A 24,403-nucleotide genomic window follows, 5' to 3' on the forward strand; every position below is an offset into this window, starting at 1 on the left:
CTTCTAGTCCTCGTTCTGGTCCCGGCCCTTGTCCTTCTTGTCCTTGTTCTCCTGCTCCTCGCGCAGGGACTTCAGGAACTCCGGATTGTCGTCCGGCGCGACCCACTGGGTCCGCCCCCGGGCCCCGCGGCCGCCCCCTCCGACGGCCGAGCGCTTCTTGCCCGCGAACAGCCACACCACCGGCCCGACGATCGAGAAGAGCAGGATGATGATCACCCAGACCACCTTGGGGAGGTGCTTGACCTCTTCCTCGGGCGTGTTCAGGCAGTCGATGAAGGCATAGATGGTCAGCGCGAGGATCAGCAGGAACGGCAGATAGCGCAGCACGGTGTGGAACCGACTCCCCGGCAGTGACGGCAGGCCCGCTCGGGCCCCGGTGACACCTCCAGAGTAGTTGGTGACGGATACTTGCCCCTATGGCTTACGACGATCTCCGCTCGCTGCTCCGGGCTCTGGAGCGGGAGGGCGACCTCAAGCGCATCAAGGCCGAAGTCGACCCGTACCTGGAGGTCGGGGAGATCGTCGACAGAGTGAACAAGGCGGGCGGCCCGGCGCTCCTCTTCGAGAACGTCAAGGGCTCGGCCATGCCGCTGGCCATGAACGTCTTCGGGACCGACCGCCGCCTCCTGAAGGCCCTCGGCCTCAAGTCGTACGGCGAGATCAGCGAGAAGATCGGCGGCCTGCTCAAGCCGGAGCTGCCGCAGGGCTTCATCGGGGTCCGCGAGGCCTTCGGCAAGCTCGGCTCGATGGTGCACGTGCCGCCGAAGAAGGTGAAGGGCGACTCCGCGCCCGTCCAGGAGGTCGTCCTCACCGGCGACGACGTGGACCTGGACCAGCTGCCGGCGCTCTTCACCTGGCCCAAGGACGGCGGGTCCTTCTTCAACCTGGGCCTGACCCACACCAAGCACCCCGAGACGGGCGTGCGCAACCTCGGCCTCTACCGCCTCCAGCGCCACGACAAGCGCACCATCGGCATGCACTGGCAGATCCACAAGGACAGCCGCAACCACTACGCGGTGGCCGCCAAGCGCGGCGAGCGGCTGCCCGTCGCGATCGCCTTCGGCTGCCCGCCCGCAGTGACGTACGCGTCCACCGCGCCGCTGCCGGGCGACATCGACGAGTACCTCTTCGCCGGCTTCGTCGCCGGCAAGCGGATCGAGATGGTCGACTGCAAGACCGTCCCGCTCCAGGTCCCGGCCAACGCGGAGGTCGTGATCGAGGGCTGGCTGGAGCCCGGCGAGATGCTTCCGGAGGGTCCCTTCGGCGACCACACCGGCTTCTACACCCCGCAGGAGCCCTTCCCGGCGCTGAAGATCGACTGCGTGACGATGCGCAAGCGTCCGCTGCTCCAGTCGATCGTCGTCGGCCGCCCGCCGACGGAGGACGGCCCGCTGGGCCGCGCGACGGAGCGCTTCTTCCTGCCGCTCCTGAAGATCATCGTGCCGGACATCGTGGACTACCACCTGCCCGAGTCGGGCGGCTTCCACAACTGCGCGATCGTCTCGATCGACAAGAAGTACCCGAAGCACGCGCAGAAGGTCATGCACGCCATCTGGGGCGCGCACATGATGTCGCTGACCAAGCTGATCATCGTGGTGGACGCCGACTGCGACGTGCACGACCTGCACGAGGTGTCCTGGCGGGCCCTCGGCAACACGGACTACTCCCGCGACCTCACCGTCGTGGAAGGCCCGGTGGACCACCTGGACCACGCCTCGTACCAGCAGTTCTGGGGCGGCAAGGCGGGCATCGACGCGACGAAGAAGCTGCCCGAGGAGGGCTACACCCGCGACGGCGGCTGGCCCGACATGGTCGAGTCCGACCCCGCGACCGCCGCCCTCGTGGACTCTCGCTGGAAGGAATACGGCCTGTGAGTTCCGAATTCGGCGGACCGGCGCTGTTCATCGGCGAGGACACGACCTTCATGCTCCTCATGCGCCCGCGGCTCGACCCCGCGGACCCGGGGGTCCGGGCCGCCGCCGAGCAGGCGGGCGTCTCGGCCGAGGAGTTCGCGGGCCCGGGCAACGTGTGGGCCCTGGTGCTGGACGACAGCTTCGAGTGCGACGGCGGCTTCGAGCTGCCCGGCCTGCGCGACGCCGAGGCCGACGACTTCGCGGAGCGGCTGCAGGCCGCGCTGGGCACCGGCGAGCCGTTCACCGTCGAGGCCGGCGCGGTGCTGCGGCTCGACGGCCGCCCGAACACCGACGCCCGCACGGGCGAGGGCTACGTGTTCACGGTCCACGCCACCCCGCCCGAGCCCGAGGGCGCCCCCACGGTCTCCCTGGAGACGGGCACGATCTCCCGCGCGAGCCTGCTGGCCGACCTCGAAGACTTCCGGAGAGCCCTCGCATGATGACGACCGCCGACGGGGTGATCGGGCGCGGCCCGGCGCCGCAGCAGACCGGCAAGGTGAAGGCGTTCCTGCGGCTCGTGATGATCGAGCACTCGGTCTTCGCGCTGCCCTTCGCCTACATCGCGGCGCTCACCGCCATGTTCCAGCTCGACCGGCGCGTGGACTGGGTCAAGCTGCTGCTCGTCACCGTCTGCATGGTGGGGCTGCGGACCTTCGCGATGGCGGCCAACCGGATCATCGACCGCGAGATCGACGCCCGCAACCCGCGCACGGCCGGCCGCGAGCTGGTCACCGGCGCGGTGTCGGTCCGCTCGGCCTGGACCGGCGCCGGGATCGCGCTCCTCGTCTTCCTCGGCTCGGCGGCGCTGCTGAACCCGCTCTGCCTGATGCTGGCGCCCGTCGCGGTGATCCCGATGGTGGTGTACCCGTACGGCAAGCGGTTCACGAACTTCCCGCACGCCATCCTGGGCCTGGCCCAGGCCATAGGGCCGATCGGGGCCTGGCTGGCCGTCACCGGCGAGTGGTCCTGGGACGCGGTGGTCCTGGGCCTGGCGGTGGGCGTGTGGATCGGCGGCTTCGACCTGATCTTCGCCTCCCAGGACGTGGCCTCGGACCGCGCGGACGGCGTCAAGTCCGTCCCGGCCCGCTTCGGCGTCCCCGCCGCCCTGTGGGGCGCCCGCGGCGCGCACGTCGTGACCACGGCCCTGCTGGCCTGGTACGCCCTCGCCACCGACGCGGGTCCGCTGTTCTGGGTGGGCCTGGCGATCGTCGTCGCCGCCTTCTTCTACGAGCACAGCATCGTGACCCCGCACGACCTGTCCCGCCTGAACCGCGCCTTCTTCACGGTCAACGGCTTCATCGGCATCGCCCTGTTCGTGTGCGCCCTGGCCGATCTCGTGGTGCGCGGCCTGACCTTCTGAGCAGCCCGGACCGGGCAGGTCGTCAGCCCGTGAGGGCGGGGCGCCGGCGGGGCGGGCGGCGGTGGAACAGGGCCGTCAGCACTCCGCCGACCAGGCCGCAGAGGTGGCCCTGCCAGCTGACGCCCGCGTCCGTCGGGAGGACGCCCGTCACGATCGTGCCGCCCCAGACGGCCGCGATGCCCACGGCCACGGCGACGCCCAGCACCTTGCGCTCCACGAAGCCGCGGACCAGCAGGTAGCCGAAGAGCCCGAAGACGACGCCCGAGGCGCCCAGGGTCATGGTGTTCGGCGGGGAGATCAGCCAGGTGCCGATGCCGTCCGCCAGCATGATCAGCCCGCACACCGCGAGGAAGTGCCGGATCCCGGACAGGGCCGCTATGAAACCGAGGACCAGCAGCGGAACGCTGTTGGAGGCGACGTGGTCGAAGCCGAGGTGGAGGAAGGACCCGGTGACGACGCCCGTCAGGCTGTCCGGGTCGCGGGCCACGATCCCGTACGCGTCCAGCGCGTGCCCGGTGGCGTAGTCGACGGCCTCCAGGACCCACAGCAGGGCCACCCAGCCCAGCATGAGCTTCGCGGCCGTCTTCGCGCGGTCGCTCTGGCTCCACTCGCCCTGATGCACCGTCGTGCTCGTCGTGCTCATCGTGTCCGTCCCCCTCGTAGCGCCCCAAGTACGGAACGTCCGGGCACCTTACCGAGTGCCCGCCCGGGGTGGCCGGATAGTCTCGGAGGTATGACTGAGCGCAAGCGCACCCCGTGGGTGGTCGGGGTTTCCGGGGCGTCCGGGACGCCGTACGCGGCGGCGGTGCTCCGCGGACTGCTGGCGGCGGGGGAGAGCGTCGACCTGGTGGTCAGCCGGGCCTCGCGGCTCACCCTGTTGGACGAGACCGGGATCGCCTTCCGCGACGCGCACTGGCGGGACGATCTGGGGGAGTGGCTGCAGCGGGGGGCCGACGGGAAGCCCGGGACCTTCGCGAGGCCGGCACTGGACGACGTCCGGTACTGGGGCGCCGGGGACCTGGCCGCAGGCCCGAGTTCGGGCTCGTACCCGGCCAAGGGGATGCTGATCGTCCCCGCGTCCACGGCCTGCGTGGCGGGGGTGGCGCTCGGACTGTCGAAGGACCTGCTCCAGCGCGTGGCGAGCGTGACGCTCAAGGAGCGGCGCCGGCTGGTGGTCGCGGTGCGGGAGACCCCGCTGAACGGACAGACGCTCAAGGCCCTGGTGGCGCTGGACGAGGCGGGCGCGGTCGTGCTGCCCGCCTCTCCGGCGTTCTACGCGGGTGCGACGCACATCCAGGATCTGGTGGACTTCGTCGCGGGGCGGGTGCTGGACGCGGCAGGGGTGCCGCACCGGCTGTACCGCCGTTGGGAGGGGGAGCTGGGAGGGTCCCGAACTCCCCGGGGGGCGAACGGTGGTGACTAGGCCTTCTTGCCGGACAGCGGCTTGCGGGCCTTGTCGACGCGGTAGGCGGCGGCGGGCTGGTGGGCACGGGATCGGTTGGCCAGCTCCTGGAGCTGTCGCATGTGTGCGTGTGCCATCTCGATCGTGAACACGGTGTACCACTCCTGAAGATCGTTATTGATCTGCTGAAAGATTTCACAGGGTGTTGACCCTGTGTGCCTTAGATTCTATACCTAGACTTGCAGGATCGCCGAATAATGGAAGGCTCCACGTAATGGACACGGTGGACAGGCAGCTCATCCAGGCACTCCGGGAGAACGGTCGTGCCTCGTACGCGGAGCTGGGCCGTCTCGTGGGCCTCTCCGGCCCCAGCGTCACCGACCGCATCAACCGTCTGGAGACGGCCGGTGTCATCACCGGCTACCGCGCGACCGTGGACTCGCGCTCGCTCGGCCTCGGCGTCACGGCGCTGATCGGACTCTCCATGTCCGATGCCGCCGACCACGAGGACGTGGCCCGGCGGCTGCGCGACCTCAACGAGATCGAGGACTGCTGGTTCATCGCGGGCGACGACTCCTTCATGCTCAAGGTGCGCGCCAACGACGTGGACGGCCTCGAGAAGATCATCCGCAGGCTGTCCGGCACCAAGGGCGTCTCGCGCACCCGCACCACCATCGTGCTCTCCACGAAGTGGGAGAACCGGGTCGGGGAGCTGCCCGAGGAAGCCTGAGAGTACGGTTGGGCAGGGTTCGCAGGACAGGCAGAGGCATCTAGAGGAGGCGACCGGTACATGGACGCTGGGCTCAAGCGTGAGCTGGAGGAGAAGGTCCGCTCCGGCGAGCGGCTGACCCGTGAGGACGGCATCGCCCTCTACGAGTCGGACGACCTGGCCTGGCTCGGTGGCCTCGCCCACGAGGTGCGCACGCGCAAGAACGGTGACGTCGTCCACTTCAACGTCAACCGGCACCTCAACATGACGAACGTGTGCACCGCCTCGTGCGCGTACTGCTCGTTCCAGCGCAAGCCGGGCGAGAAGGACGCGTACACGATGCGCATCGAGGAGGCCGTGCGCCTGGCCAAGGCCATGGAGAACGACAACCTCACCGAGCTGCACATCGTCAACGGCCTGCACCCGAACCTGCCGTGGCGCTACTACCCGCGCTCGCTCTCGGAGCTGAAGAAGGCGCTGCCGAACGTCTCGCTGAAGGCGTTCACGGCGACCGAGATCCACCACTTCGAGACGATCTCCGGCATGTCGGCCTCCGACATCCTGGACGAGCTGATCGAGGCCGGCCTGGAGTCGCTCACCGGCGGCGGCGCGGAGATCTTCGACTGGGAGGTGCGTCAGCACATCGTCGACCACCGCACCCACTGGGAGGACTGGTCGCGCATCCACCGGCTGGCGCACTCGAAGGGCCTCAAGACCCCCTCGACGATGCTGTACGGGCACATCGAGGAGCCGCGCCACCGCGTGGACCACGTGCTGCGGCTGCGCGAGCTCCAGGACGAGACCGGCGGTTTCCAGGTCTTCATCCCGCTGCGCTACCAGCACGACTTCGTGGACATGCAGGACGGCAAGGTGCGCAACAAGCTCCAGGCGCGCACCACGATGGCGACCGGCGCCGAGGCGCTGAAGACCTTCGCCGTCTCCCGCCTGCTGTTCGACAACGTGCCGCACGTCAAGGTCTTCTGGGTGATGCACGGTGTGCAGACCGCCCAGCTCGCGCTCCAGCACGGCGCGGACGACATGGACGGTTCGGTCGTCGAGTACAAGATCACGCACGACGCGGACAACTACGGCACCCCGAACAAGCTGGGCCGTGACGACCTGCTGGAGCTGATCCGGGAAGCGGGCTTCCGCCCGGTCGAGCGCAACACGCGCTACGAGATCATCCGCGAGTACCCTGGTCCGGACGCGGGTCTGCGCGAGACCCCGCAGGCCATGCGCGTCTGACGCGCCGTCGGCCCCGTCCGACACCTCTCACGGCGAGTTAACCCCGGCCCATGGGCCGGGGTTTAACTTTTCCTGGACGGGCCGATGAGGTAATGGGTAAACTTGCAAAATGACCCTTACTTTCACCCTGGACCCGGTCGTCGACCCTTCCCTGCGTGATGGAATCCTCGGGCTGTGGGCCGACGTCTCGAACGCGGGCGGCGCCGTGGGCTTCGTACCGCCGGTCACCTTCGACGACATCCGCCCCGCACTCGACAAGCACTTCGTCGGCGTCGCCGACGGGAGCTGCCGCCTGCTCGTCGGGCACGACGAGGACGGCTCGGTCGCCGCGACCGCCTTCCTCACCCGCAACGCCCACCGGCTCCAGCTCCACTGGCTGTGGGCGTACACGGTCATGGTCCATCCCCGTCACCAGGGCAAGGGCTACGGGCGCGAGCTGATGGCCGCGACGGAGGCCGCGGCCCGCTCCCTCGGGGGCGTCGACGCGATCCGCCTCACCTGCCGCGGCGGCCACGGCCTGGAGCACTTCTACGCGGCCTGCGGCTACAAGGAGGTCGGCCGCGTCCCCGGCGCCGTCCGGGTGGCCCCGGGCGACGACCGCGACGACATCACGATGCTGCTGCCGCTGTACTGACCCGGCACCCCGGAGGGCCGCGGCGCGGTCCGGGCGTGCTTCACTGGACGGGCACCAGCCGACGTACGACCACGACGAGAGAGAAGGGGTCACCGTGTCCCTCAAGCCGAGCGCAGCGATCCGATACACCGCGATGCGCCTGGGCATCTTCGTCGGATGCCTCGTCGTCGTCGCCGGCCTCGTCCGGCTCGGCTGGGTGCCCGCCGGCCTCGGCGACGCCAACGTGGCCTGGATCGTGCTGCTCGCCCTCGTCCTCTCCGCGCCGCTCTCCTTCGTCCTCCTGCGCAAGCAGCGCGACGAGATGTCCCAGCAGATCTCCGGGCGCGTCGCGGGTGCGAAGGAGAAGCTCGCCGCGAACCGCAGCCAGGAGGACGAGGTCGACGACGCGGCGCGCGTGCGCTCGTAACGGCACAGTTGGCTTCATCACACACCGAACCGCCCCAGCACCGGGTATACCGCCCGTAACGCTGGGGCGGTGGTGTTTTCCGGGTCGGCGCAAGAGGGCCTCGTGCGCCGTTGTCTCAAAGGGCCCCTTTGAGATTCCCAAAGGAGAAGTGTTAGCGTGTTGAACATGTTGACCACAGCCGCGCACCCGATGACCACGAGCGTCCCGCTCGTGATGCGCCTGCACGTCGACCTCTGCCGCCGCGCGTCCGCGGCCTGTTGCTGTTGAGCTGAATCGATACAGCAGCGGTCCCGGCCGGCTCCTTCCGGCTGCTGCCGCACCGCATCACCACCGCAGCACTTCCCCCCTGTCTTTGTGCGCCACCTCCGGAGAGTGTCCGTGTCCGCGACCCCCCAGGCCCCTGCCAAGGCCTCGTTCAAGTTCCCCTTCTGGGCCCAGATCGTCGCCGGTCTCGCCCTCGGTGTCCTCTTCGGCTGGATAGCCCGCAGCCAGGACATCAGCTGGCTCGCCACCACCCTGGAGAAGACCGGCGACATCTTCGTCCAGCTGCTGAAGCTGGCCATCGCCCCGCTCGTCTTCTTCGCGATCCTGGTGTCGATCACCAACCTGCGGAAGGTGAACAACGCCGCGCGGCTCGCCACCCGCACGCTGCTCTGGTTCATGATCACCTCGCTGATCGCGGTCGGCATCGGCCTCGCGATCGGCCTGCTGACCGACCCGGGTTCGGGCACCGGCCTCACCGCGGCCGACGGCAAGGAGCCCAAGAAGACCGGCTCCTGGATCGACTTCCTGACCGGGATCGTGCCGACGGACATCGTCACGCCGTTCACCGACCTGAAGGTCCTTCAGATCGTCTTCCTGGCCGTCGTCGCCGGTATCGCCGCGCTCCAGCTGGGCAGCAAGGCCAAGCCCGTCCTGGACCTCGCCGAGTCCGCCCTGGAACTGCTCCAGAAGGCCCTGTGGTGGGTCATCCGCCTCGCCCCGATCGGCACCATCGGCCTCATCGGCACCGCGATCGCCACGTACGGCTGGGACCTGATCGGCAAGTACGCGACCTTCACCGCCGACATCTACATCGGCTGCGCCCTCGTGATGTTCGGCGTCTACCCGCTGCTGCTCGCCACGGTCGCCAAGGTCAACCCGATCCAGTTCTTCAAGGGCGCCTGGCCCGCGATCCAGCTGGCCTTCGTCTCCCGCTCCTCGGTCGGCACCATGCCGGTCACCCAGAAGGTCACCGAACGCCTCGGCGTCCCGAAGGAGTACGCCTCCTTCGCCGTCCCGTTCGGCGCCACGACCAAGATGGACGGCTGCGCCGCGATCTACCCGGCGCTCGCCGCGATCTTCATCGCGCAGATCTTCGACGTGCAGCTGGGCATCAAGGAGTACCTGCTCATCGTCTTCGTCTCGGTCATCGGCTCGGCCGCCACGGCCGGTCTGACGGGCGCGACGGTCATGCTGACGCTGACCCTCTCCACGCTGGGCCTGCCGCTCGCGGGCGTCGGCCTGCTGATGGCGATCGACCCGATCCTGGACATGATCCGCACCGCCACGAACGTGGCCGGCCAGGCCCTGGTCCCGGTCATCGTCTCGGCCCGCGAGGGGATCCTGGACAAGGAGGCCTACGCCTCCGCCTCGGCCTCCCCGCTGGACGAGGAGCCCGCCTCCGCCCCGGCCCAGGTCGCCGTCGCGGCCTGATCCCCGCTCTCGCCGCAGCCCCCGCCCCCGTCCGGGCGGGGGCTGCGGCGTGTCCGCACCCAGGTGCCCGGGCCCGGGCCCGGACCCCGGACCCGAGCCCGGTTCCGGACCGTCAGACGGTCCGGGCGCGGAAGTACGCGACCGTCGCGAGCAGGACCGGCACGGCGAACCACCACCGGCCCATCGTCCGCCGGAACACGGGGGTGATGGTGATCAGCAGCCCGAGCAGACACAGCACGACGGAGCAGTCGCCCATGAACCGCGCGTCGTCGCGGACCTGGTCGTACGGCGACTCGGGCCGCAGGGCCAGGGCGACGTAACACGCGAACGCGGCGGGCACGTAGAGCAGCACGAGCGGGACGCCCAGCACCCACTGCAGACAGCCCCGGTCCTCGGGCAGGTCGATGTTCTCGCGGGGGAGCCTCATGACAGCGTCACCATCCGGATCCAGGCGATCGCCCCGAGGACGACCGGCGGGGCGAGCCACCACGGGCCCAGCATCCGGCGGACGGGCGGGACGAGGGTGAGGAGGAAGCCGGTCAGGCTGAGGCCGAGGGCGAGGAGACAGACCGCCGTCGTCCCCGCGTACCCCTGGTCGTCCCACTCGGCCGCCGGCCCGTAGCGCACCGCCGAGTAGACGAAGAAGGCGTCGAGCAGGTTGACGAGGGCGAGCGGGACCCCGACGACCCACCTGAGCCGGCCCTGGTCCTCGGGCAGGTCGACGCCCGCGCGCGGGTGCGTCATCGCATCGCTTCCTTCACCTGGCCGAGTCCGTCGGTGAAATCATCGCCGTAGTTCTGGGCCTTCTGCGACTCCCAGTACGGGCCGCCGTTGTAGCGGGCGGCGATCTCGCGCATCTGGGCCTCGGTCAACTGGTCGGCCGGTACGTCCGCGTACGCGGTCTCCGCCTTGATCTGGGCCAGGTGGCCGGCGGCGATGAACGCGTTCTGCCGGTGGTCCTGGAGGGACTCCTCCACCAGGGCGCGCTGGGCCTCCGTGAGGTGCGCGGGGTCGTAGCCGAGGACCTCGGCACCGCGCCGCAGCTGGATGGCGATCGGCCCGAAGGAGGTCTGGTCGGGCACGCCGCCGAGCCGGTGGGGGAGGTGCTCGGGCGTGATCGGGCTCAGCGGGAAGGCGGCCGCGTGCCGCAGGTGGTCGGTGATGTCGTCGGCGTAGCCGGGCTGCCCGGAGATCTCGTTCCAGGCGATGCCCGCGACCAGCGCCTCGGGCAGTCCCGCGTGCTCGGCGGCGGCCCGCAGGACCTCCTTGTTGCGGGAGATCCACCGGGCCTTCTCCGCGTCGCTCTCCGGCGGGTTCCAGTACATGTCCTCGCCCTGCGGCAGCCCGGCGATGCGCGTGCGGATGTCCTTGAGCTCCGGCGACATGTACGTGTCCCCGACCGTCCCGTGCACCTCCCGCTTCGGGCCGCTGCCCGGCAGGTGCGTCAGCGGGCTGGTGCGCGCCCCCTCGCCCTCCCGGCGCAGGTCCGCCATGGCGGCGTACAGGTCGGGCCGTTCGCCGCCGCGGATCCGCAGCTCGGGCATCAGCTCGTACGCCTGCTCCATCGCGTGGACGCAAGCCCCGCGCGCCTCCTGCTCGACCGTCCGGGCCAGATGGAAGCTGCCGCCCGCGTCGTCGTGGAGCCGGTTCGCCTCGTCGCGGATGTCGTCCACGTCCAGGGTGACCTCGGCCAGGAAGTCGAAGACGCCGGTCGTGGCGCGCATGTCCTCCCACTGGCGCATCGGTTCCGCCTCCTGCGCGACCTTGGTGATCGCGACGCCCTTGGTGGCGATCAGCGCGGCGAGCGCCCGCTCCGACCGCGTGCCGTTGCCGTAGTGGGACTTGGCGGTGGTGAGGGCCAGGGCGTAGGCGTGCAGGGCGCTCGCGGCCTTGTCGAAGGCCTCGGCCATGTGCGTCACCAGCTCCCGGGCGTCGGTGAGGCGCGAGCGGTACGTCTCGCTCCCCTCGCTGTGCCACTGGGTGCGCCGCTCCGCCCGCAGGGCGGGTTCCTCGACCTGTACGAGGAGCTCGCGCAGCCGGCGGAACTCGTCGGCGTTGCGCTCGACGAGCGCGGGGTTGCACTCGGCGAGGAAGCGGACGTCCGCGTGGTGGCTCAGGCCGCTGCTCAACGGTCCTTGTCCTCCGGCTTCACGTACACGCCCGTGTCGACGACCATGCGGAGGAACGAGGCGGCGGTGTCGTCGTCGACCCGGGCGAAGCCGGTCCCGGCGGTCTTCAGGCGGGTGGCCAGGCCGGCGAACAGGGCCACCGTGTCCTTGAACTGGTCGTCGGCGAACCGCGCGAAGCGCAGGGCCTGCGCCGCGACATCGGGGTGAGCGCGGGGTGCGCGGGCCATCGTGCTCGCGTCACCGTCGGGACGGCCCTCGTGCAGGAGCGCGGCGATCTCGATCAGCAGGTTCGCGTTCCCGTTGATGGACGGGGCCCCGGCCACCAGGCTCCCGGCGGGCGCCGGCTGATGGACGCGCAGGGGAACGGGCTGCTCCCCGGCCTGCTGCCCGGCCTGCGCGGCGGCCTTGCACTCGGCCCACTCCGCGTCGAACGTCATGACTTCCCCCCGCTGTGGTGGTCATGCGCATGTTAAGTCGCACCACCTCCCTCGCGCCCCCACCGCCCCTCACCCCCCAAAGCCCCCAACCCCTCGCCCCCTGCCGGCCGGGCCAGTGCGCCGGTGGGGTGGTGGCCGGGTCGTGGGGGGCCGCGACGCGGTGGGGGCCGACGTCAAAGGACCAAAGAACCGGGGGGAAGAACCAACCAACCCCAGCAAACCCGGACCGTGTCGCTCGGATGGGTGAAACGTGCCAACTGGGCTGGATTTGGGGATGGTTGGCGGACATATGCTCGCCCCGACCACCACGGAAATGAGACGGCCCCCGACGGGACTGGCATCCCGGCCGAGGGCCTGACCAACAAGGAAGCACGACCTTCCCAATGGCTCTTCAGAACCTTAGCGCCCCGACGCGCGCAGCGGCCCGTGTTCGACCCGGGACCCCCCGATCCGGTGTCATTCACGTCAACACGCCGCACCGAAGTCACTTCACCGTGGTGGGCAACCACCTCCTCCAGCACGCCGATCTGTCGGCGACGGCGATCGGGGTCGCCGCCTACATCCAGTCGCTGCCCGACGGGGCCCCCGTCGGGATCGAGGCGCTCACGGACCGGTTCCGCGAGGGGGAGGTACGGATCGCCTCCGCCCTGCGGGAGTTGGAGCGGCACGGCTACCTGGAGCGCGAGCCGGCGCCGGTTCGGGCGCGGGCGTTGGACGCTCTGCCCGTGCCGCGGGCGTTGCACCACGGTGCGGCCGATCTGCTCGCCGGGCTGCGGCGCCACGATCCCCGGCTCCTGCTGGCCGAACGCGACGTACGGCGGCTCGTGCCGGGGGTGTCGGCCTGGCTGGAGCGCGGGGCCGACCCCGAGGCGGTCGCACGGGTGCTGTCCGGCGGCCTGCCCGAGCGCATGCGCGACCCGGCGTCCGTCCTCGCGTACCGGCTCGGCGCGCTGATCCCGCCGCACCTGCCGCCCGCCCCGGTGGTCCGGCGGCCCATACGGCCGGATCCCCTCCAGAACTGCGACAACTGCGATCGCGCCTTCCGGGTCCCGGCCCCGGGCCGTTGCCGCGGCTGTCCGCCGGCCGCCGCGTAGGGCTCAGGGGGAGGTGACGGCCTGTTCCAGGAGGGCGTGCAGGACGCGCTGGTCCTGGGGGGTGAGGCCGGACAGGGGGGAGTCCACGGCGAGGAGGGCGAGGAGGCGTTCGCGCAGCGCGGTGCCCTCGGCGGTGAGGACGAGGTGCTTGGCGCGGCGGTCGGTGGGGTGCGGATGGCGCTCCACCAGGCTCTGCTTCTCCAGCTTGTCGATGACGAAGGTCGTGTTGGAGGGCTCGCAGCTCATGCGTTCGGCGAGCTCCCGCATGGTCATCGGCCCGCTCATCTCCCGCAGCGCGGTCGCCTGCGGCGCGGTGAGGCCGAGGGTGGCGGCGCGCTCCCGTACGTGCTCGGCGATCCGCTGGGCCAGTCCGTTCACCAGGCCGCACAGCTGGCGCTCGGCGATGACCTGCTGCTCGGGGGACGTCGTCATGCCATCACCCTAGCAAGTCCGTCAAGGCTGAATATTTCCAGCTTGAATGATTCGAGCTTGATGCTTATGGTGACGTCGTCGCCGCGGGGAACGGACCCCGCGGCGGCCTGATGACGACTCACGGAAGAGGGCCCATGGCCGAGTTGACGGTGGACCACGACCAGGACGTAAGGCTGCGCCGGCCGGCGGGCATCCGCTCGATACGGCTCGGCGACACGAAGGTGTCGTACGTCCCGGACGGCGATGTGCGGCTCCGGCCGCTGAGCGTGCTCCCCGGCACCACCGACGAGGTGTGGGCCGCGCACCCGGAGTACCTGGACGCCACGGGCCACCTCGTCGGCAGCGTCGGCGCGCTGCTCGTGGAGCACGGCGACCGCGCGCTGTTGATCGACGCGGGCTTCGGCCCGCAGGCGCACGAGGCTCCGGACGGCCCCATCAGCGCGATCCACGGAGGCGCGCTCGCCGACGGCCTGGCCGAACTCGGCCGCCGCCCCGAGGGCATCGAGGCGGTGGCGTTCACCCACCTCCACGCCGACCACCTCGGCTGGGCCTGCCACCCCGCCCCCGGCGGCGACCAGCCGGTCTTCGCCCACGCCGACTACCTGATCTCCGAGCCGGAATGGGAGCGGCGCGACCTCCTGGAAGCCCAGGGCATGGGTGAGCAGGTCGCGGCCCTCGCGCCGCGGGTGCGTACCGTCACGGACGGGCAGGAGATCTTCCCCGGCGTGCACGTGCGGATCACCCCCGGCCACACCGTCGGGCACGCCGAGTACGTCATCACCGGCGGCGGACGGCGCCTGATCGCCTTCGGCGACGCCGTGCACTCCCCGATCCAGATCGACCACCCCGACTGGTCCTCGGCCTTCGACCACGACCGGGCCCGGACCGCCGACCACCGCCACCGCCTCGTCGCCGAGCTGGCGGAGCCCGACACGATCGGCTTCGGCGTCCACTTCGCCGACGTCGTCTTCGGGCGCGTCCAGCGGGACGGGGAGGGCCCGGCCTGGCGCCCCCTGGACGCCTGACCACTGGAGCGGTGATCTGCATGGTGCTATCGTCATTAGCACCATGTTGCTGAAGCTGAACATCGCGGACGACCGGCCACTGCACGAGCAGGTGGCCGGGGCCGTGCGGCGGGCCGTCGCCGAGGGGGAATGCGCCCCCGGGGACCGGCTGCCGCCCGCGCGGGATCTCGCGCAGGCGCTCGGAGTGAACGCGAACACCGTCCTGCGCGGGCTGCGCGCCCTGCGCGACGAAGGGGTGCTGGAGTTCCGGCGGGGGCGCGGGGTGACCGTGGCCGTCGGGGCCGACACGCGCTCCGCGCTGCTGGAGCGCGTACGCGAGCTGGTGGCCGACGGGGCGCGCCTGGGCTACGGCAAGGAGGATCTCGTCGAAATGATCAAGGGGGCGCCGTGAACGGGGAAAGCAGGGGCAGGGGCGGGGGCGGGGCGTTAGGACCGGCCGGCTGGGTGGCCGGGGTCGGGGCGGTGCTGGTGGCGCTGCCCCTGGCGGCGAGCGCACGGCTGCCGGACCGGATGGCCACCCACTGGGGCGGTGGTGTCGGTGGCTCCGGCGCGCCCGACGGCTCGATGTCGTTCGGGGCCTCGCTGGCCTTCCCGCCGGCGCTCTGGGCCGTACTGGTCCTGGGGGTCGCCGTGTTCGCCGCGGCCCGCGCCCGGGCCGCGACCGTACTGCTGCCCGGCGGTGTGTTCCTGGCCGGTGCGCAGGCCTCGATCGTACGGGCCAACCTGGACCACGAGGACTGGCGGCAGGCCGATCCGCTGGACGGCCGGGTGGTGGCGGCGGTGCTCGTCGCGGCGGTCCTGGCGGGCTTTGCCGGAGCGATGATCAACCGTCAGCAGCCGGTGGCGGCCGTGAAGCCGGCCGCCGGTGCCCCCGTCATGGACATCCCCGCAGGCGAGCGGCTCGTATGGCTCGCGCGGACGTCGAACCGGTGGCTCCTGCTGACCGCCGCCGCCCTCGGGGCCGCAGCGGCCGTCGCCGCGATCGCCGGGGTGGGCGGGCTGCTCGGGCCGGCGTGGCAGCTCGTCGTGCCGTTGGGCGTCGCCTCCCTCGCGCTCCTCGCCTTCTCCTCCGTACGGGCACGGGTCACCGGGCAGGGCCTGGAGGTCGGCTTCGGGCCGCTCGGATGGCCCGTACGGCGCTGGGCCGCCGCGGACATCGAGTCGGCCCGCGCCGAGCACCGGACGCCCGCCCAGGTCGGCGGCTGGGGCTACCGGCTCAGCGGGCTCGGCACGACGGTGATGCTGCGCGCCGGGGAATGCCTGGTCGTCCGCGCCCGCGGCAAGGACTTCGCGGTGAGCGTCGACGACGCCGCCCGGGGCGCGGCCCTGCTCAACTCCGTCATGGCCGGCACCCGCTCGACGCCCTAGGGGGCGCCGACGTCCCACGAGGCGTTGACGTCCTGGCTGACGTCCTACGAGGCGCTGCGGACCGTGCCGGCGGCCGCGCGGTGGTGGCTCGGGCGGGTGCCGTACACCCGCTGGAAGGCCACGCTCAGGCCGAAGGCGCTGCGGTAGCCGACCTGCCGGGCGATCGACTCCACCGTGGCCTCGGTGCGCACCAGCAGGTCGGCCGCCAGCGCCAGCCGCCAGCCCGTCAGATAGGCCATGGGCGGCTGGCCGACCAGGTCGCCGAAGCGGCGGGCGAACGTCGCTCGCGATACGCCGGCCTCCCCGGCGAGCTCCGCCACGGTCCACGGCCGCGCGGGCCGGTCGTGGATCACGCGCAGCGCCGGGCCCGCCACGGGGTCGCCGAGCGCCCGGTACCACCCCGGCGGGTCGGACTCCGGGCAGGTGAACCACTCCCGCAGCGTGGACAGCAGCAACAGGTCCAACAGCCGGTCCAGGACCGCCTGCTGGCCGGGGTCGTCCCGGCTGATCTCCAGGGCGGTGAGGTCCAGGATCGGGCCGGGCTCGCCGCCGTAGCGGACCACGAGCACCCGGGGGAGTGCGCTCAGCAGCCGCTCCGAAACCCGGCCGCCGACGTGGTAGCTGCCGGTCAGCAGCACGTTGGGGGCGTCGGCGGCCAGGCTGTTCCCGCAGGTGCGCACCCCCAGGACCAGTTCCTCGCCGATCTCCGCGCCGTCGGCCGTCGTGCAGTGGTCGGGGCCGTGCACCACGTACAGCGGAGGGGCCGCCGGGCCGTCGTGGGCGGTGTCGGCGATGGTGAACGGCCGGCCGCCGACGACGATGGCCACGTCGCCGCGGTCGAGCGCGACGGGCTCGTCGTCGCCGCCGGGCAGGATCCGCCCCGAGCCGCGCAGCATCGTGACCAGGGTGAGGGGGGTGCGGTCCGCGAACCGGATCGACCACGGCGGGGCCAGGATGGCCCGGCTGAACAGGGCCCCGTCGGACCGCACTTCGTACAGCAGACTCGCCAACGCATCCATGCGAAACGAGCCTAGACGCTCAGACATCGATCTGAGCGGGAAGGCCATTCCACGCCTCATCGGCTGCGACTTGACTGGCCGCATGACGACGAAACCGATTCTGGTCCTCGGCAGCACAGGCAAGACGGGACGCCGCGTGCTCTCCCGTCTCCGACAGCACGGACACGAGGTCCGGGCGGCCTCCCGGAAGGGGCCGACCCGCTTCGACTGGAACGACCAGAACACCTGGGAGCCGGCGCTGGAGGGAGCCGGCGCCGCCTATCTGGTCGACTCGCAGCAGAGCGACGCCGCGGCGTCGGTGCGCTCCTTCGCCGAGCTGGCCGTGGCCACCGGTGTGGAGCGGCTGGTGCTGCTCTCGGCCCGCGACTGGGAGGTCCCGGACGGCGAGGAGAAGCTTCCCGCCGAGCGCGCGGTACGGGAGTCCGGCGCGCAGTGGACGATCCTGAAGCCGACCTGGTTCGCCCAGAACTTCAGCGAGGACCCCTTCTACCGGGGACAGTTGCTCGACGGTGAGTTCGTGATGTCGACCGGGGACGGCGTCGAGCCGTTCGTCGACGCCGAGGACATCGCCGACGTGGCCGTGGCCGCCCTCACCGAGGACGGGCACGGCGGGCAGGCGTACGAGCTGACCGGACCGCGGCTGCTGGGTCTCGGCGAGGTGGTCGGCGAGATCGCCCGCGCCACCGGCCGCGACATCGCCTACCGGCCCGTCTCGGCGGAGGAGTACGCGGCCCACGCCCTGGGCAAGGGCCTGCCCGAGGACTACGTCGCCCTGCTGAACCTGCTCAACGGCTGGATCGAGGAGCGCCGCTTCGCCACCCTCGCCGACGGCGTTCAGCGCGCCCTCGGCCGCGAGCCCCGCGACTTCGCCGACTACGTCCGCCGCACCGCCGCCACCGGGGTCTGGCACTGACCGGCCGGGGGGTGCGGCGCTGATCTCCACGGGTGCGGCACAGATCGGTGTCAGTGGCACAGATCGGTGTCAGCGGGGTGGAGCGTCCGTGAAGAAGGGCTCCGGGGGCTGGTCGGACCGGGTTACCGCTACGTAAATTACCCGCGGTAACGCTCGTGCCGAGCCAAGGAGAGTGCGCCATGGGAGCCGAGCTGAAGCCCGTCAGCCCCGCCAGTCCTGCCAGCCCCACCAGTCCCACCCACTCCGTCGAACCCGTCAAGACCGTGATCGACGGCGTGGTGCGCGAGGTACGAGTGCCCGCGCTCGTGGGACCGCCGCAGCAGGGATCCCTCGGGGACATCCCCTTCGACAACGCCCACCAGGCTCCCCGCGAAGCGGTCCTCGCCCGCAAGGAGCGGGACGGGTCCTGGCGCGACGTCTCGGCCGCCGAGTTCGCGGCCGAGGTGCTCGCCGTCGCCAAGGGCCTGATCGCCGAAGGGCTGCGCGAGGGCGACCGGCTGGCGATCATGGCCCGCACGACCTACGAGTGGACCCTGCTCGACTTCGCCGGATGGGCCGCCGGGCTGGTCACCGTACCGATCTACCCCACCTCCTCCGCCCTCCAGGCACGCTGGATCATCCAGGACTCCGGAGCCGTGGCCTGCGCCGTCGAGGACACGGCGCAGGCCCGGCTCATCAGCAACGAGCGGGCCCACCTGCCCTGGCTGGCGCACCTGTGGGAATTCGACACCGGCGCCGTGGCCCGGCTGATCAAGGCCGGGGAACGCATCCCCGACGCGGTGGTGCACAACCGCCGGGCCGCCCGTACGCCGGACAGCGTCGCCACCCTCATCTACACCTCCGGCACCACCGGGCAGCCCAAGGGATGCGTGATCACCCACGCCAACTTCTTCGCCCAGGTGGACAACGCGGTCGAGCTGCTGCACCCCGTCTTCAAGTCCGTCAGCAAGGACCCGGCCTCCACCCTCCTCTTCCTCCCGCTCAGTCACGTCTTCGGACGCATGGTGGCGGTCGGCTGCCTGCGGGCCCGCGTCAAGCTCGGACACGCACCCAGCATCAGCACCGAGGACCTCCTCGCCGACCTGGCCGGCTTCCGGCCGACCTTCCTCCTGGCCATCCCGTACGTACTGGAGAAGGTCTACAACACCGCCCGGGCCACCGCCGAGAGCATGGGCCGGGCCTCCTCCTTCGACCGCGCCGCCCGCATCGCGCAGCGCCTCGGCGAGCTGGCGAAGGGCAAGGCCCCCGGGCTCGTGCTGCGCGCCGGCCGCACCCTGTACGACCCGCTCGTCTACCGGCGGATCCGGTCCGCCCTCGGCGGCCGCGTCCGCTACATCCTGAGCGGCGGCTCCCCCCTGGGCCGGCGGCTCGCCGCCTTCTACACCGGCGCCGGCATCGAGGTCTTCGAGGGCTACGGACTGACGGAGACCACCGGCGCGAGCACCGTGACCCCGCCGCAGCACCCCCGGCTCGGCACGGTGGGCTGGCCGCTTCCGGGCACGGCCGTACACATCGCGGAGGACGGCGAGGTCCTGCTGGCCGGCGGCCACGTCTTCGCCGGCTACTGGAACAGCGGGCACGCCCTCCCGTACGGGAGCTGGCTGGCCACCGGCGACATCGGGGAGCTCGACGCCGACGGGTACCTCACCATCACCGGCCGCAAGAAGGACCTGATCATCACCTCCGGCGGCAAGAACGTGGCCCCCGCACCCCTGGAGGACTGGCTGCGCGCCCACCCGCTGGTCGGCCAGTGCATGGTGGTCGGCGACAACCGGCCGTACATCACCGCGCTGATCACCCTGGAGCCCGACGGGCTCCAGCACTGGCGCCAGATGCACAAGAAGCAGGGCGTGCCGATGCGCGAGCTGGTGCGGGACGAGGCCCTGCTGGCGGACCTCCAGCGGGCGGTCGACGAGGCGAACCGGCTGGTGTCGCGGGCCGAGTCGATCCGCCGGTTCGCCGTCCTGCCCCGTGAATTCACCGAGGCGCGCGGCCACCTGACCCCGTCGATGAAACTCAAGCGGGGCGCGGTCGCCCGCGACTACGCGGACCGGATCGAGGAGCTGTACCGGGGGCCGCGGACCGTCTAGCGACGGGCCGGGCGGGCGCGGGCCGGGTGGGCCGAGCGGGTGCGGGCCGGGCGCGGGACGGATGGGCCGGGCGGGCCGCGGGTGCGGACCGGGGACCCGGCCGCCCCGCTGCCGCTCGGGACGGGCCGGATCAGCAGTTGGCGTGGGTCGGGCGGCCGGCGAAGCGGTCCGCCAGCCAGTTCCCGGCCGCCAGCGAGTGCGTGATCACGCCGCTGACGTGCTCACCGACCCAGACGGTGTCGAATTCGAGGTTCGCGCCCCGGCCGCACCAGTCGGAGCGCAGCCGGCGGCCCACCCCGTACGGGATCAGCTCGTCGCCCAGCGCGTGGTACTGGTACACGGGCGCTGCCGGGGCCGTCCGCCCGAGCCGGCTCTGGTCCAGCCGGGCCCGCCAGTCCGGCTGGGCGAGCGGGTCGCGCGTGGTCAGGTCGGAGATCCGCTTGAAGGAACCGGCGATCGCGTCGATCGCCACGCAGTTCTCCTTCATCCCGGCGACCAGCAGCCGGCCCGCCGGGTTGAGGTAGGAGTCCAGCTTCAGCTCCGGGAAGGCCGCGTCCTGTCCGGCGGCCGCCATGAAGATGAGCCCGGAGCCGTAGGAGCCGTTGTTGAAGCCGGCCACCTCCAGCAGGTCGGCGGGGACACCGCCGGTGGCCGTGCCCTTCACCTGGAGCTCGGGGGCGTACGAGCCCTGCAGCTCGGCGGCCCAGCTGCTCGCCTGCCCGCCCTGGGAGTAGCCCATGATGCCGACCGGGCCGGTCGGTGACAGGCCCGTCCCGGGCAGCCGCTGGGCGGCGCGGGCCGCGTCGAGGACGGCGTGCCCGGCGGAGGGGCCGACCGTGTAGGTGTGGACGCCCGGCGTGCCGAGGCCCTCGTAGTCGGTGACGACCACCGCCCAGCCGCGGAGGGTGAGCTGCTGGATGAGGTTGGCCTCCATGGCGGTGCCGTGGGGGAGGTTCTCGCTCGGCGCGCAGGAGTCGCCGAGGCCGACCGTGCCCACGGCGTACGTGATCAGGGGGCGCGGGCCGGTCCGGCCGTCCTGCGGGACGATGACGGTGCCGGAGACGACGTTCGGGATGCCGTCGGCGGTGGTCGAGCGGTAGTGGATCTTCCAGGCCCTGGTGTTGGTGGGCTGGCCGGGCAGCGGGTGGAAGGCGGACGGGGCGCTGCCGACGACGTCGCCGGGGGCGCCGCCCGCCGGGCCGCCAGGGGAGGACGCGGTGGCCGCGGAGGCGGTGGCGCCGGCGGTGGGGACCGCGGCCGGGACCGCCGAGACGGCCAGAGCGGCGGCCACGGCGGCGAGGGCGGTGCTGCGCAAACGCATGGGGGGCTCCCAGGGGCTCGTTCCGGGCGGGGATCGGTGAGCCGAAGGTAGTGACCGACCGGTAGGGAGGTCGCTGACCGTGCAGCTCAGCTTTCCTGGCCCGAAAACGCACCCGCCGGGGCCCCGGGGCGCCGGATCAGGCGGCGCGGGTCCTGCCGCTGCCGTTCTCCGTCCCCTCGCCGGACTCGGGCCTCATGGGGATGAGGGTGCCGGTGGAGGGGGCCGTGCGGGCGGAGCCGATGGCGCTCGGAGCCACGCGTATCGCACCCACGGCGATGGCGGCCTTGAGGAGGGCGAGGCGGTGGATGCTGGTCATGGCGGTCTCCTTCACGCGAGGGGGAGCGGGGCCCGGTAGGCCGGGATGCGGAGGCCGAGCCTCGTGTCTCCATTGGGCCCCGACGGCAGCGACCCGTCACGCCACTCGATCTCGGGACTTGACAGCGCGCCGGCGCCGGCGCCGGGGCTGGTACCGGGGCCGGGCGAAAAAAGCCTCACGACCCGCCTTCCCAACGTTTGCTAACGTCAATGTCGATCAGTTCTTGACGACGTGCTCGGGGGAGAGTCATCGTGAACGCTGGGCCAGACATGGGGAGTTCGACCAGGGCGGGCGGTCCCTCGGCAGATCTCACTGTCGACGGCGGCAAACTCAAAACGCTTGCCGCCGATCTCGACACGATGCAGGAAGTGCTCAAGAAGCAGCTCCTGCGGATGGACGAGATCGTCGACCGCATCGAAGCGCGATGGCGCGGGCCGGCCTCGGAGGTGTACCGGGCCAGGCACCGTGCGGCGGCGGAGGACGCCGTGCACATCAGGGAGACCATGAAGCTGCTGGCCAAGGCGGTCCGCCTCAGTAAGGACGGATTCACCGCGCAGGAGCTCGAAACGCTGGACGCGTTCCGGCGCGTCCAGTCCTCCGTGGACGTCCAGGCGGAGACCGATGCCCTGTCCACCCCGAACACGGCGCCCGCGGCGCCGCCCGCACCGCGCAGCCGCATCGCCGACCTGTGACCGGATCGAACGAGGGGGATTCATGCCGTCCGGCGACGACCACATAACAGCGGACTTCGCGACGCTCCAGGGCATGGCCGGGGATCTGGAGGAGATCCTCAAGACGCTCAACGAGCAGCTGGAACTGCTCTACGGGCGCGTCGAGAAGGTCGTCCTGACCTGGGAGGGCGAGGCCCGCCAGACCTTCGTCGACCAGCTCGACAAATGGGACCGGTCCGCACAGGACCTCGAGGCCACCCAGGCCTGGCTGCACGACATCGTCGTGAACGGCCACGTCACCTACGCCGCCGCGCACCGGGCCGTGCTGCGCGGCTGGGGGGCCGCCTGATGGCCGGACCGCCCCCGCCCTCCCCGGCGGCGAACGGTGGATTCGACGTCCAGCCGGTACACGTCCACCATGCGGCCGACCTGGTGAAGGAGGCTCAGTTCGCCCACGCCGAGCGGGCGTTCGTCCTCGTGGACGTCCTGAACAAGTACAACCAGTCCGCCGGCGCCGGCCGGGGCGCGGACGCGTTCGCCGACGCCTACCAGGAAGTGACCGCGAAGTTCCTCGAAGCGTGGGGCCGCAGTGTGGTCAGCGCCGGCGGAGCCGCCGTCGGCCTGAACCACACCGCCAACAGCTACGTCCTGGCGGACTGGGAGGCGAGCGGCCGCAAGGGCGCGCAGCCGGCCCGGCGGCCGGAGCCGGTGGTCATCAACAAGCCTCCGCGCTACGGCCCCGTCAACCCCGTCAAATGGACGGGCACCGGCGAGGACGTCGACTCGTGGTGGATCTCCGGCGTCATCGGTGAGTTCCCCGACTTCCTCGCGGACGTCATCCGGCCCGCCATCGAGGACGGCCTCCGCCTCGGCAAGGTCCACGAGATCACCCCGGGCTTCAAGGACGACGATGTCCGGGACATGGCCAAGGCGTGGAAGAAGCTCGGTTCCGAGGCCGTGAAGGCCTCGGACGAATTCAACACCGCCATCGCCGGGATCACCGACCCGAAGGACAAGGGCGAGTGGCAGACCGCGATGCGGACCTTCGGCCAGACGATCTGGGGCACCACCGCGTGGGGCCGGCAGATGGACTCGCAGGGGAACCGGAGCCAGACGGGCCGCCAGTGGCGGACCACCAAGGACCAGCCGCCGTCCGGGCGGCGCCCCATCGTCGACGTCCTGAAGGAGACGGCGGAGAAGGTCGCCGAGATCCTGGAACACGTCTCCGACATCGCCGAGAAGACCAGGAAGTTCACCACCCAGGCCGGCATCAACGCGGCCAAGGCCACCGCCTCGGACCTCACCGACCTGAGCCTGATGAACCTGACCAGGCTCGCGGTCGGCATGGTCGTCGGCCGGATCGTGATCCTGTTCCGCAGCCACATGGACAAGTCGGGGTGTGACGCGGTCGTCGAGACCTACCACACGGAGTTCAGCGAGGCGGCGGTCAAGCTCAAGGCCCTCGTCCACGAGCTCGACTTCTCGATCAACAGCGCCCCGACCTACCAGGCGGAGATCGCCCGCGCCCACAGCTTCGGCGGCCGCGCGCTCAACGAGTTCAAGAAGGAACACAGCTGGCAGCTCGCCGGCGAGAGCCAGTTCCCGTACATGTACTCGCTGGACCTGGCGACGAACGAGGGGCTGAACGGCGCCCACACCATCGACAAGCACGTCGGCAAGACGGACGAGCAGCTCTACCAGCGGATCAAGGACGAGCAGCGCGCGAACGGAAAGTACGACATCGAAACCGCCTCGTCCTTCACGGATCTGGACTCGGCGCAGAAATACACTCAGTACAACATTCGGAAGAACACTCCGATGATCGAGGACTGGCTCAAGAACCCGCCGCCCTCGGAGAAGACCCTCGTCGTCGACGTCCCCTCGGTCCCGACCCAGGGCCCGCTCACCGCTCCCACGGTAACCGGACATACGGTGCAGGTGGTGGACGACAAGGTGACGCCCGCCAAGGACGCCCACGGTGTGACCACCCGTCTCAAGTACGACCCCGACCTCAACCCGCCGTTCGTCGTCTTCACGTCGGCACCCAAGTAGTTGGAGCGAATGATGGAAGCGACACGACTCGACGCGGAGACGTGGTCGGACGCGCTCAAGCTGTACGAGCGGCTCACCACGTTCGTCGGCGTCGCTCCGCGCGCGCACGACGAGTGGTGGCTCGACGTGGGGGCGGTCATGCGTCTGGAGACCCGGGACCCGCGGGGCTGGG

Annotated in this window: 29 protein-coding genes; 18 read left to right on the forward strand and 11 right to left on the reverse strand. The window is 71.3% G+C overall.

The features are described from left to right. Positions 1-3 precede the first annotated feature (3 nt). Positions 4-327 carry a PLD nuclease N-terminal domain-containing protein gene (locus tag AB0D29_RS02650; RefSeq protein ID WP_362851834.1) on the reverse strand — a complete coding sequence of 108 codons (324 nt, stop codon included), beginning with the start codon at positions 325-327 and terminating at the stop codon, positions 4-6. 89 nt (positions 328-416) lie between these two features. On the opposite strand from AB0D29_RS02650, the gene AB0D29_RS02655 reads away from it, so the two are divergent. The 3 genes from AB0D29_RS02655 to mqnP are packed head-to-tail and all read left to right on the forward strand — an operon-like array spanning position 417 to position 3,273. Beyond that, on the forward strand, positions 417-1,874 hold the full coding sequence (locus AB0D29_RS02655; RefSeq protein WP_362851835.1) for a menaquinone biosynthesis decarboxylase: 1,458 nt from the start codon (positions 417-419) through the stop codon (positions 1,872-1,874). Further along, complete coding sequence (locus tag AB0D29_RS02660) at positions 1,871-2,353, forward strand: hypothetical protein (protein ID WP_362851836.1); 483 nt, start codon at positions 1,871-1,873, stop codon at positions 2,351-2,353. Before AB0D29_RS02655 ends, AB0D29_RS02660 begins: the two co-directional genes overlap by 4 nt. Next, a complete protein-coding gene (gene mqnP, locus AB0D29_RS02665; protein WP_362852141.1) occupies positions 2,353-3,273 on the forward strand; it encodes a menaquinone biosynthesis prenyltransferase MqnP in 921 nt (306 codons plus the stop codon). Before AB0D29_RS02660 ends, mqnP begins: the two co-directional genes overlap by 1 nt. A 22-nt stretch (positions 3,274-3,295) precedes the next feature. Here the strand turns inward: mqnP and AB0D29_RS02670 are convergent, their stop codons facing one another. Next, the gene (locus AB0D29_RS02670; protein WP_362851837.1) at positions 3,296-3,916 is read right to left on the reverse strand and encodes a rhomboid family intramembrane serine protease; all 621 of its coding nucleotides are present in this window, start codon (positions 3,914-3,916) and stop codon (positions 3,296-3,298) included. Between the two features lie 90 nt (positions 3,917-4,006). On the opposite strand from AB0D29_RS02670, the gene AB0D29_RS02675 reads away from it, so the two are divergent. Continuing rightward, a complete protein-coding gene (locus tag AB0D29_RS02675) occupies positions 4,007-4,696 on the forward strand; it encodes a UbiX family flavin prenyltransferase (RefSeq protein WP_362851838.1) in 690 nt (229 codons plus the stop codon). Here AB0D29_RS02675 and AB0D29_RS02680 read toward each other — a convergent pair. Next, the gene (locus AB0D29_RS02680) at positions 4,693-4,827 is read right to left on the reverse strand and encodes a hypothetical protein (RefSeq protein WP_267884487.1); all 135 of its coding nucleotides are present in this window, start codon (positions 4,825-4,827) and stop codon (positions 4,693-4,695) included. The two genes, AB0D29_RS02675 and AB0D29_RS02680, sit on opposite strands and share 4 nt — an antisense overlap. 122 nt (positions 4,828-4,949) lie before the next feature. Between AB0D29_RS02680 and AB0D29_RS02685 the strand changes: the two genes are divergently transcribed. The 5 genes from AB0D29_RS02685 (at position 4,950) to AB0D29_RS02705 (ending at position 9,364) form a co-directional block, all read left to right on the forward strand. Beyond that, the gene (locus tag AB0D29_RS02685) at positions 4,950-5,405 is read left to right on the forward strand and encodes an Lrp/AsnC family transcriptional regulator (RefSeq protein WP_030710106.1); all 456 of its coding nucleotides are present in this window, start codon (positions 4,950-4,952) and stop codon (positions 5,403-5,405) included. 60 nt (positions 5,406-5,465) lie between these two features. Further along, positions 5,466-6,629, forward strand: a complete 1,164-nt coding sequence (gene mqnE / locus AB0D29_RS02690; RefSeq protein ID WP_030710107.1) for an aminofutalosine synthase MqnE — start codon at positions 5,466-5,468, stop codon at positions 6,627-6,629. A 109-nt stretch (positions 6,630-6,738) separates the two neighbouring features. Further along, positions 6,739-7,263 (forward strand): GNAT family N-acetyltransferase, encoded by a 525-nt coding sequence (locus tag AB0D29_RS02695; RefSeq protein ID WP_362851839.1) that lies wholly within the window; start codon positions 6,739-6,741, stop codon positions 7,261-7,263. Between the two features lie 94 nt (positions 7,264-7,357). Continuing rightward, the gene (locus tag AB0D29_RS02700; RefSeq protein ID WP_362851840.1) at positions 7,358-7,669 is read left to right on the forward strand and encodes a DUF4229 domain-containing protein; all 312 of its coding nucleotides are present in this window, start codon (positions 7,358-7,360) and stop codon (positions 7,667-7,669) included. Positions 7,670-8,041: 372 nt separating this feature from the next. After that, positions 8,042-9,364, forward strand: coding sequence for a dicarboxylate/amino acid:cation symporter (locus AB0D29_RS02705; RefSeq protein ID WP_362851841.1), 1,323 nt, complete (start codon positions 8,042-8,044; stop codon positions 9,362-9,364). A 112-nt stretch (positions 9,365-9,476) separates the two neighbouring features. On the opposite strand, the gene AB0D29_RS02710 is transcribed toward AB0D29_RS02705, so the two are convergent. From AB0D29_RS02710 to AB0D29_RS02725, 4 genes are read right to left on the reverse strand one after another with little or no spacing between them, the layout of a single operon-like run. Continuing rightward, positions 9,477-9,791 carry a hypothetical protein gene (locus AB0D29_RS02710; protein ID WP_362851842.1) on the reverse strand — a complete coding sequence of 105 codons (315 nt, stop codon included), beginning with the start codon at positions 9,789-9,791 and terminating at the stop codon, positions 9,477-9,479. Further along, positions 9,788-10,108: a hypothetical protein gene (locus AB0D29_RS02715; protein ID WP_362851843.1), complete on the reverse strand. Its 321-nt coding sequence runs from the start codon at positions 10,106-10,108 to the stop codon at positions 9,788-9,790. Before AB0D29_RS02715 ends, AB0D29_RS02710 begins: the two co-directional genes overlap by 4 nt. Further along, on the reverse strand, positions 10,105-11,493 hold the full coding sequence (locus AB0D29_RS02720) for a hypothetical protein (RefSeq protein WP_362851844.1): 1,389 nt from the start codon (positions 11,491-11,493) through the stop codon (positions 10,105-10,107). Before AB0D29_RS02720 ends, AB0D29_RS02715 begins: the two co-directional genes overlap by 4 nt. Next, positions 11,490-11,930: a hypothetical protein gene (locus AB0D29_RS02725; RefSeq protein WP_362851845.1), complete on the reverse strand. Its 441-nt coding sequence runs from the start codon at positions 11,928-11,930 to the stop codon at positions 11,490-11,492. Before AB0D29_RS02725 ends, AB0D29_RS02720 begins: the two co-directional genes overlap by 4 nt. A 494-nt stretch (positions 11,931-12,424) precedes the next feature. Between AB0D29_RS02725 and AB0D29_RS02730 the strand changes: the two genes are divergently transcribed. Then, positions 12,425-13,024: a helix-turn-helix domain-containing protein gene (locus AB0D29_RS02730; protein WP_362851846.1), complete on the forward strand. Its 600-nt coding sequence runs from the start codon at positions 12,425-12,427 to the stop codon at positions 13,022-13,024. Between the two features lie 3 nt (positions 13,025-13,027). On the opposite strand, the gene AB0D29_RS02735 is transcribed toward AB0D29_RS02730, so the two are convergent. Further along, complete coding sequence (locus tag AB0D29_RS02735) at positions 13,028-13,456, reverse strand: MarR family transcriptional regulator (protein ID WP_362851847.1); 429 nt, start codon at positions 13,454-13,456, stop codon at positions 13,028-13,030. Positions 13,457-13,590: 134 nt separating this feature from the next. On the opposite strand from AB0D29_RS02735, the gene AB0D29_RS02740 reads away from it, so the two are divergent. From AB0D29_RS02740 to AB0D29_RS02750, 3 genes are read left to right on the forward strand one after another with little or no spacing between them, the layout of a single operon-like run. Next, the gene (locus AB0D29_RS02740; protein WP_362851848.1) at positions 13,591-14,481 is read left to right on the forward strand and encodes an MBL fold metallo-hydrolase; all 891 of its coding nucleotides are present in this window, start codon (positions 13,591-13,593) and stop codon (positions 14,479-14,481) included. A gap of 43 nt (positions 14,482-14,524) precedes the next feature. Continuing rightward, positions 14,525-14,872, forward strand: a complete 348-nt coding sequence (locus AB0D29_RS02745; protein WP_362851849.1) for a GntR family transcriptional regulator — start codon at positions 14,525-14,527, stop codon at positions 14,870-14,872. Positions 14,873-14,925: 53 nt separating this feature from the next. Beyond that, positions 14,926-15,849 carry a DUF1648 domain-containing protein gene (locus AB0D29_RS02750; protein WP_362851850.1) on the forward strand — a complete coding sequence of 308 codons (924 nt, stop codon included), beginning with the start codon at positions 14,926-14,928 and terminating at the stop codon, positions 15,847-15,849. Positions 15,850-15,893: 44 nt separating this feature from the next. On the opposite strand, the gene AB0D29_RS02755 is transcribed toward AB0D29_RS02750, so the two are convergent. Continuing rightward, complete coding sequence (locus AB0D29_RS02755; RefSeq protein ID WP_362851851.1) at positions 15,894-16,868, reverse strand: AraC family transcriptional regulator; 975 nt, start codon at positions 16,866-16,868, stop codon at positions 15,894-15,896. Positions 16,869-16,950: 82 nt separating this feature from the next. On the opposite strand from AB0D29_RS02755, the gene AB0D29_RS02760 reads away from it, so the two are divergent. Next, a complete protein-coding gene (locus tag AB0D29_RS02760; protein WP_362851852.1) occupies positions 16,951-17,781 on the forward strand; it encodes an NAD(P)H-binding protein in 831 nt (276 codons plus the stop codon). A gap of 179 nt (positions 17,782-17,960) precedes the next feature. Then, positions 17,961-19,871, forward strand: a complete 1,911-nt coding sequence (locus tag AB0D29_RS02765; protein ID WP_362851853.1) for a long-chain fatty acid--CoA ligase — start codon at positions 17,961-17,963, stop codon at positions 19,869-19,871. Between the two features lie 130 nt (positions 19,872-20,001). Here the strand turns inward: AB0D29_RS02765 and AB0D29_RS02770 are convergent, their stop codons facing one another. Together AB0D29_RS02770 and AB0D29_RS02775 are read right to left on the reverse strand one after the other, a co-directional pair. After that, positions 20,002-21,192, reverse strand: a complete 1,191-nt coding sequence (locus tag AB0D29_RS02770) for a lipase family protein (protein WP_362851854.1) — start codon at positions 21,190-21,192, stop codon at positions 20,002-20,004. Positions 21,193-21,328: 136 nt separating this feature from the next. Further along, the gene (locus tag AB0D29_RS02775; protein ID WP_362851855.1) at positions 21,329-21,508 is read right to left on the reverse strand and encodes a hypothetical protein; all 180 of its coding nucleotides are present in this window, start codon (positions 21,506-21,508) and stop codon (positions 21,329-21,331) included. Positions 21,509-21,867: 359 nt separating this feature from the next. On the opposite strand from AB0D29_RS02775, the gene AB0D29_RS02780 reads away from it, so the two are divergent. Genes AB0D29_RS02780 through AB0D29_RS02790 form a run of 3 tightly spaced genes read left to right on the forward strand, consistent with a single transcriptional unit; the run spans position 21,868 to position 24,231 of the window. Then, on the forward strand, positions 21,868-22,200 hold the full coding sequence (locus AB0D29_RS02780) for a WXG100 family type VII secretion target (protein ID WP_362852142.1): 333 nt from the start codon (positions 21,868-21,870) through the stop codon (positions 22,198-22,200). Positions 22,201-22,222: 22 nt separating this feature from the next. Continuing rightward, the gene (locus AB0D29_RS02785) at positions 22,223-22,528 is read left to right on the forward strand and encodes a WXG100 family type VII secretion target (protein ID WP_362851856.1); all 306 of its coding nucleotides are present in this window, start codon (positions 22,223-22,225) and stop codon (positions 22,526-22,528) included. Then, positions 22,528-24,231, forward strand: a complete 1,704-nt coding sequence (locus tag AB0D29_RS02790) for an RNase A-like domain-containing protein (RefSeq protein WP_362851857.1) — start codon at positions 22,528-22,530, stop codon at positions 24,229-24,231. The genes AB0D29_RS02785 and AB0D29_RS02790 overlap by 1 nt, the downstream gene beginning before the upstream one ends. Positions 24,232-24,403: the final 172 nt, after the last annotated feature.

Origin of the sequence: Streptomyces sp. NPDC048424 (assembly GCF_040651555.1) — a bacterium.
GTDB lineage: Bacteria > Actinomycetota > Actinomycetes > Streptomycetales > Streptomycetaceae > Streptomyces.

What these genes read in the sequence shown, in the direction of transcription:
- AB0D29_RS02655 (WP_362851835.1), top strand. Translation starts at nt 417, where the DNA reads ATGGCTTACGACGATCTCCGCTCGCTGCTCCGGGCTCTGGAGCGGGAG.
- mqnP (WP_362852141.1), top strand. Translation starts at nt 2,353, where the DNA reads ATGACGACCGCCGACGGGGTGATCGGGCGCGGCCCGGCGCCGCAGCAG.
- AB0D29_RS02670 (WP_362851837.1), bottom strand. Translation starts at nt 3,916, where the DNA reads ATGAGCACGACGAGCACGACGGTGCATCAGGGCGAGTGGAGCCAGAGC.
- AB0D29_RS02675 (WP_362851838.1), top strand. Translation starts at nt 4,007, where the DNA reads ATGACTGAGCGCAAGCGCACCCCGTGGGTGGTCGGGGTTTCCGGGGCG.
- AB0D29_RS02685 (WP_030710106.1), top strand. Translation starts at nt 4,950, where the DNA reads ATGGACACGGTGGACAGGCAGCTCATCCAGGCACTCCGGGAGAACGGT.
- mqnE (WP_030710107.1), top strand. Translation starts at nt 5,466, where the DNA reads ATGGACGCTGGGCTCAAGCGTGAGCTGGAGGAGAAGGTCCGCTCCGGC.
- AB0D29_RS02695 (WP_362851839.1), top strand. Translation starts at nt 6,739, where the DNA reads ATGACCCTTACTTTCACCCTGGACCCGGTCGTCGACCCTTCCCTGCGT.
- AB0D29_RS02710 (WP_362851842.1), bottom strand. Translation starts at nt 9,791, where the DNA reads ATGAGGCTCCCCCGCGAGAACATCGACCTGCCCGAGGACCGGGGCTGT.
- AB0D29_RS02715 (WP_362851843.1), bottom strand. Translation starts at nt 10,108, where the DNA reads ATGACGCACCCGCGCGCGGGCGTCGACCTGCCCGAGGACCAGGGCCGG.
- AB0D29_RS02725 (WP_362851845.1), bottom strand. Translation starts at nt 11,930, where the DNA reads ATGACGTTCGACGCGGAGTGGGCCGAGTGCAAGGCCGCCGCGCAGGCC.
- AB0D29_RS02735 (WP_362851847.1), bottom strand. Translation starts at nt 13,456, where the DNA reads ATGACGACGTCCCCCGAGCAGCAGGTCATCGCCGAGCGCCAGCTGTGC.
- AB0D29_RS02740 (WP_362851848.1), top strand. Translation starts at nt 13,591, where the DNA reads ATGGCCGAGTTGACGGTGGACCACGACCAGGACGTAAGGCTGCGCCGG.
- AB0D29_RS02745 (WP_362851849.1), top strand. Translation starts at nt 14,525, where the DNA reads ATGTTGCTGAAGCTGAACATCGCGGACGACCGGCCACTGCACGAGCAG.
- AB0D29_RS02755 (WP_362851851.1), bottom strand. Translation starts at nt 16,868, where the DNA reads ATGGATGCGTTGGCGAGTCTGCTGTACGAAGTGCGGTCCGACGGGGCC.
- AB0D29_RS02760 (WP_362851852.1), top strand. Translation starts at nt 16,951, where the DNA reads ATGACGACGAAACCGATTCTGGTCCTCGGCAGCACAGGCAAGACGGGA.
- AB0D29_RS02765 (WP_362851853.1), top strand. Translation starts at nt 17,961, where the DNA reads ATGGGAGCCGAGCTGAAGCCCGTCAGCCCCGCCAGTCCTGCCAGCCCC.
- AB0D29_RS02770 (WP_362851854.1), bottom strand. Translation starts at nt 21,192, where the DNA reads ATGCGTTTGCGCAGCACCGCCCTCGCCGCCGTGGCCGCCGCTCTGGCC.
- AB0D29_RS02775 (WP_362851855.1), bottom strand. Translation starts at nt 21,508, where the DNA reads ATGACCAGCATCCACCGCCTCGCCCTCCTCAAGGCCGCCATCGCCGTG.
- AB0D29_RS02780 (WP_362852142.1), top strand. Translation starts at nt 21,868, where the DNA reads ATGCAGGAAGTGCTCAAGAAGCAGCTCCTGCGGATGGACGAGATCGTC.
- AB0D29_RS02785 (WP_362851856.1), top strand. Translation starts at nt 22,223, where the DNA reads ATGCCGTCCGGCGACGACCACATAACAGCGGACTTCGCGACGCTCCAG.
- AB0D29_RS02790 (WP_362851857.1), top strand. Translation starts at nt 22,528, where the DNA reads ATGGCCGGACCGCCCCCGCCCTCCCCGGCGGCGAACGGTGGATTCGAC.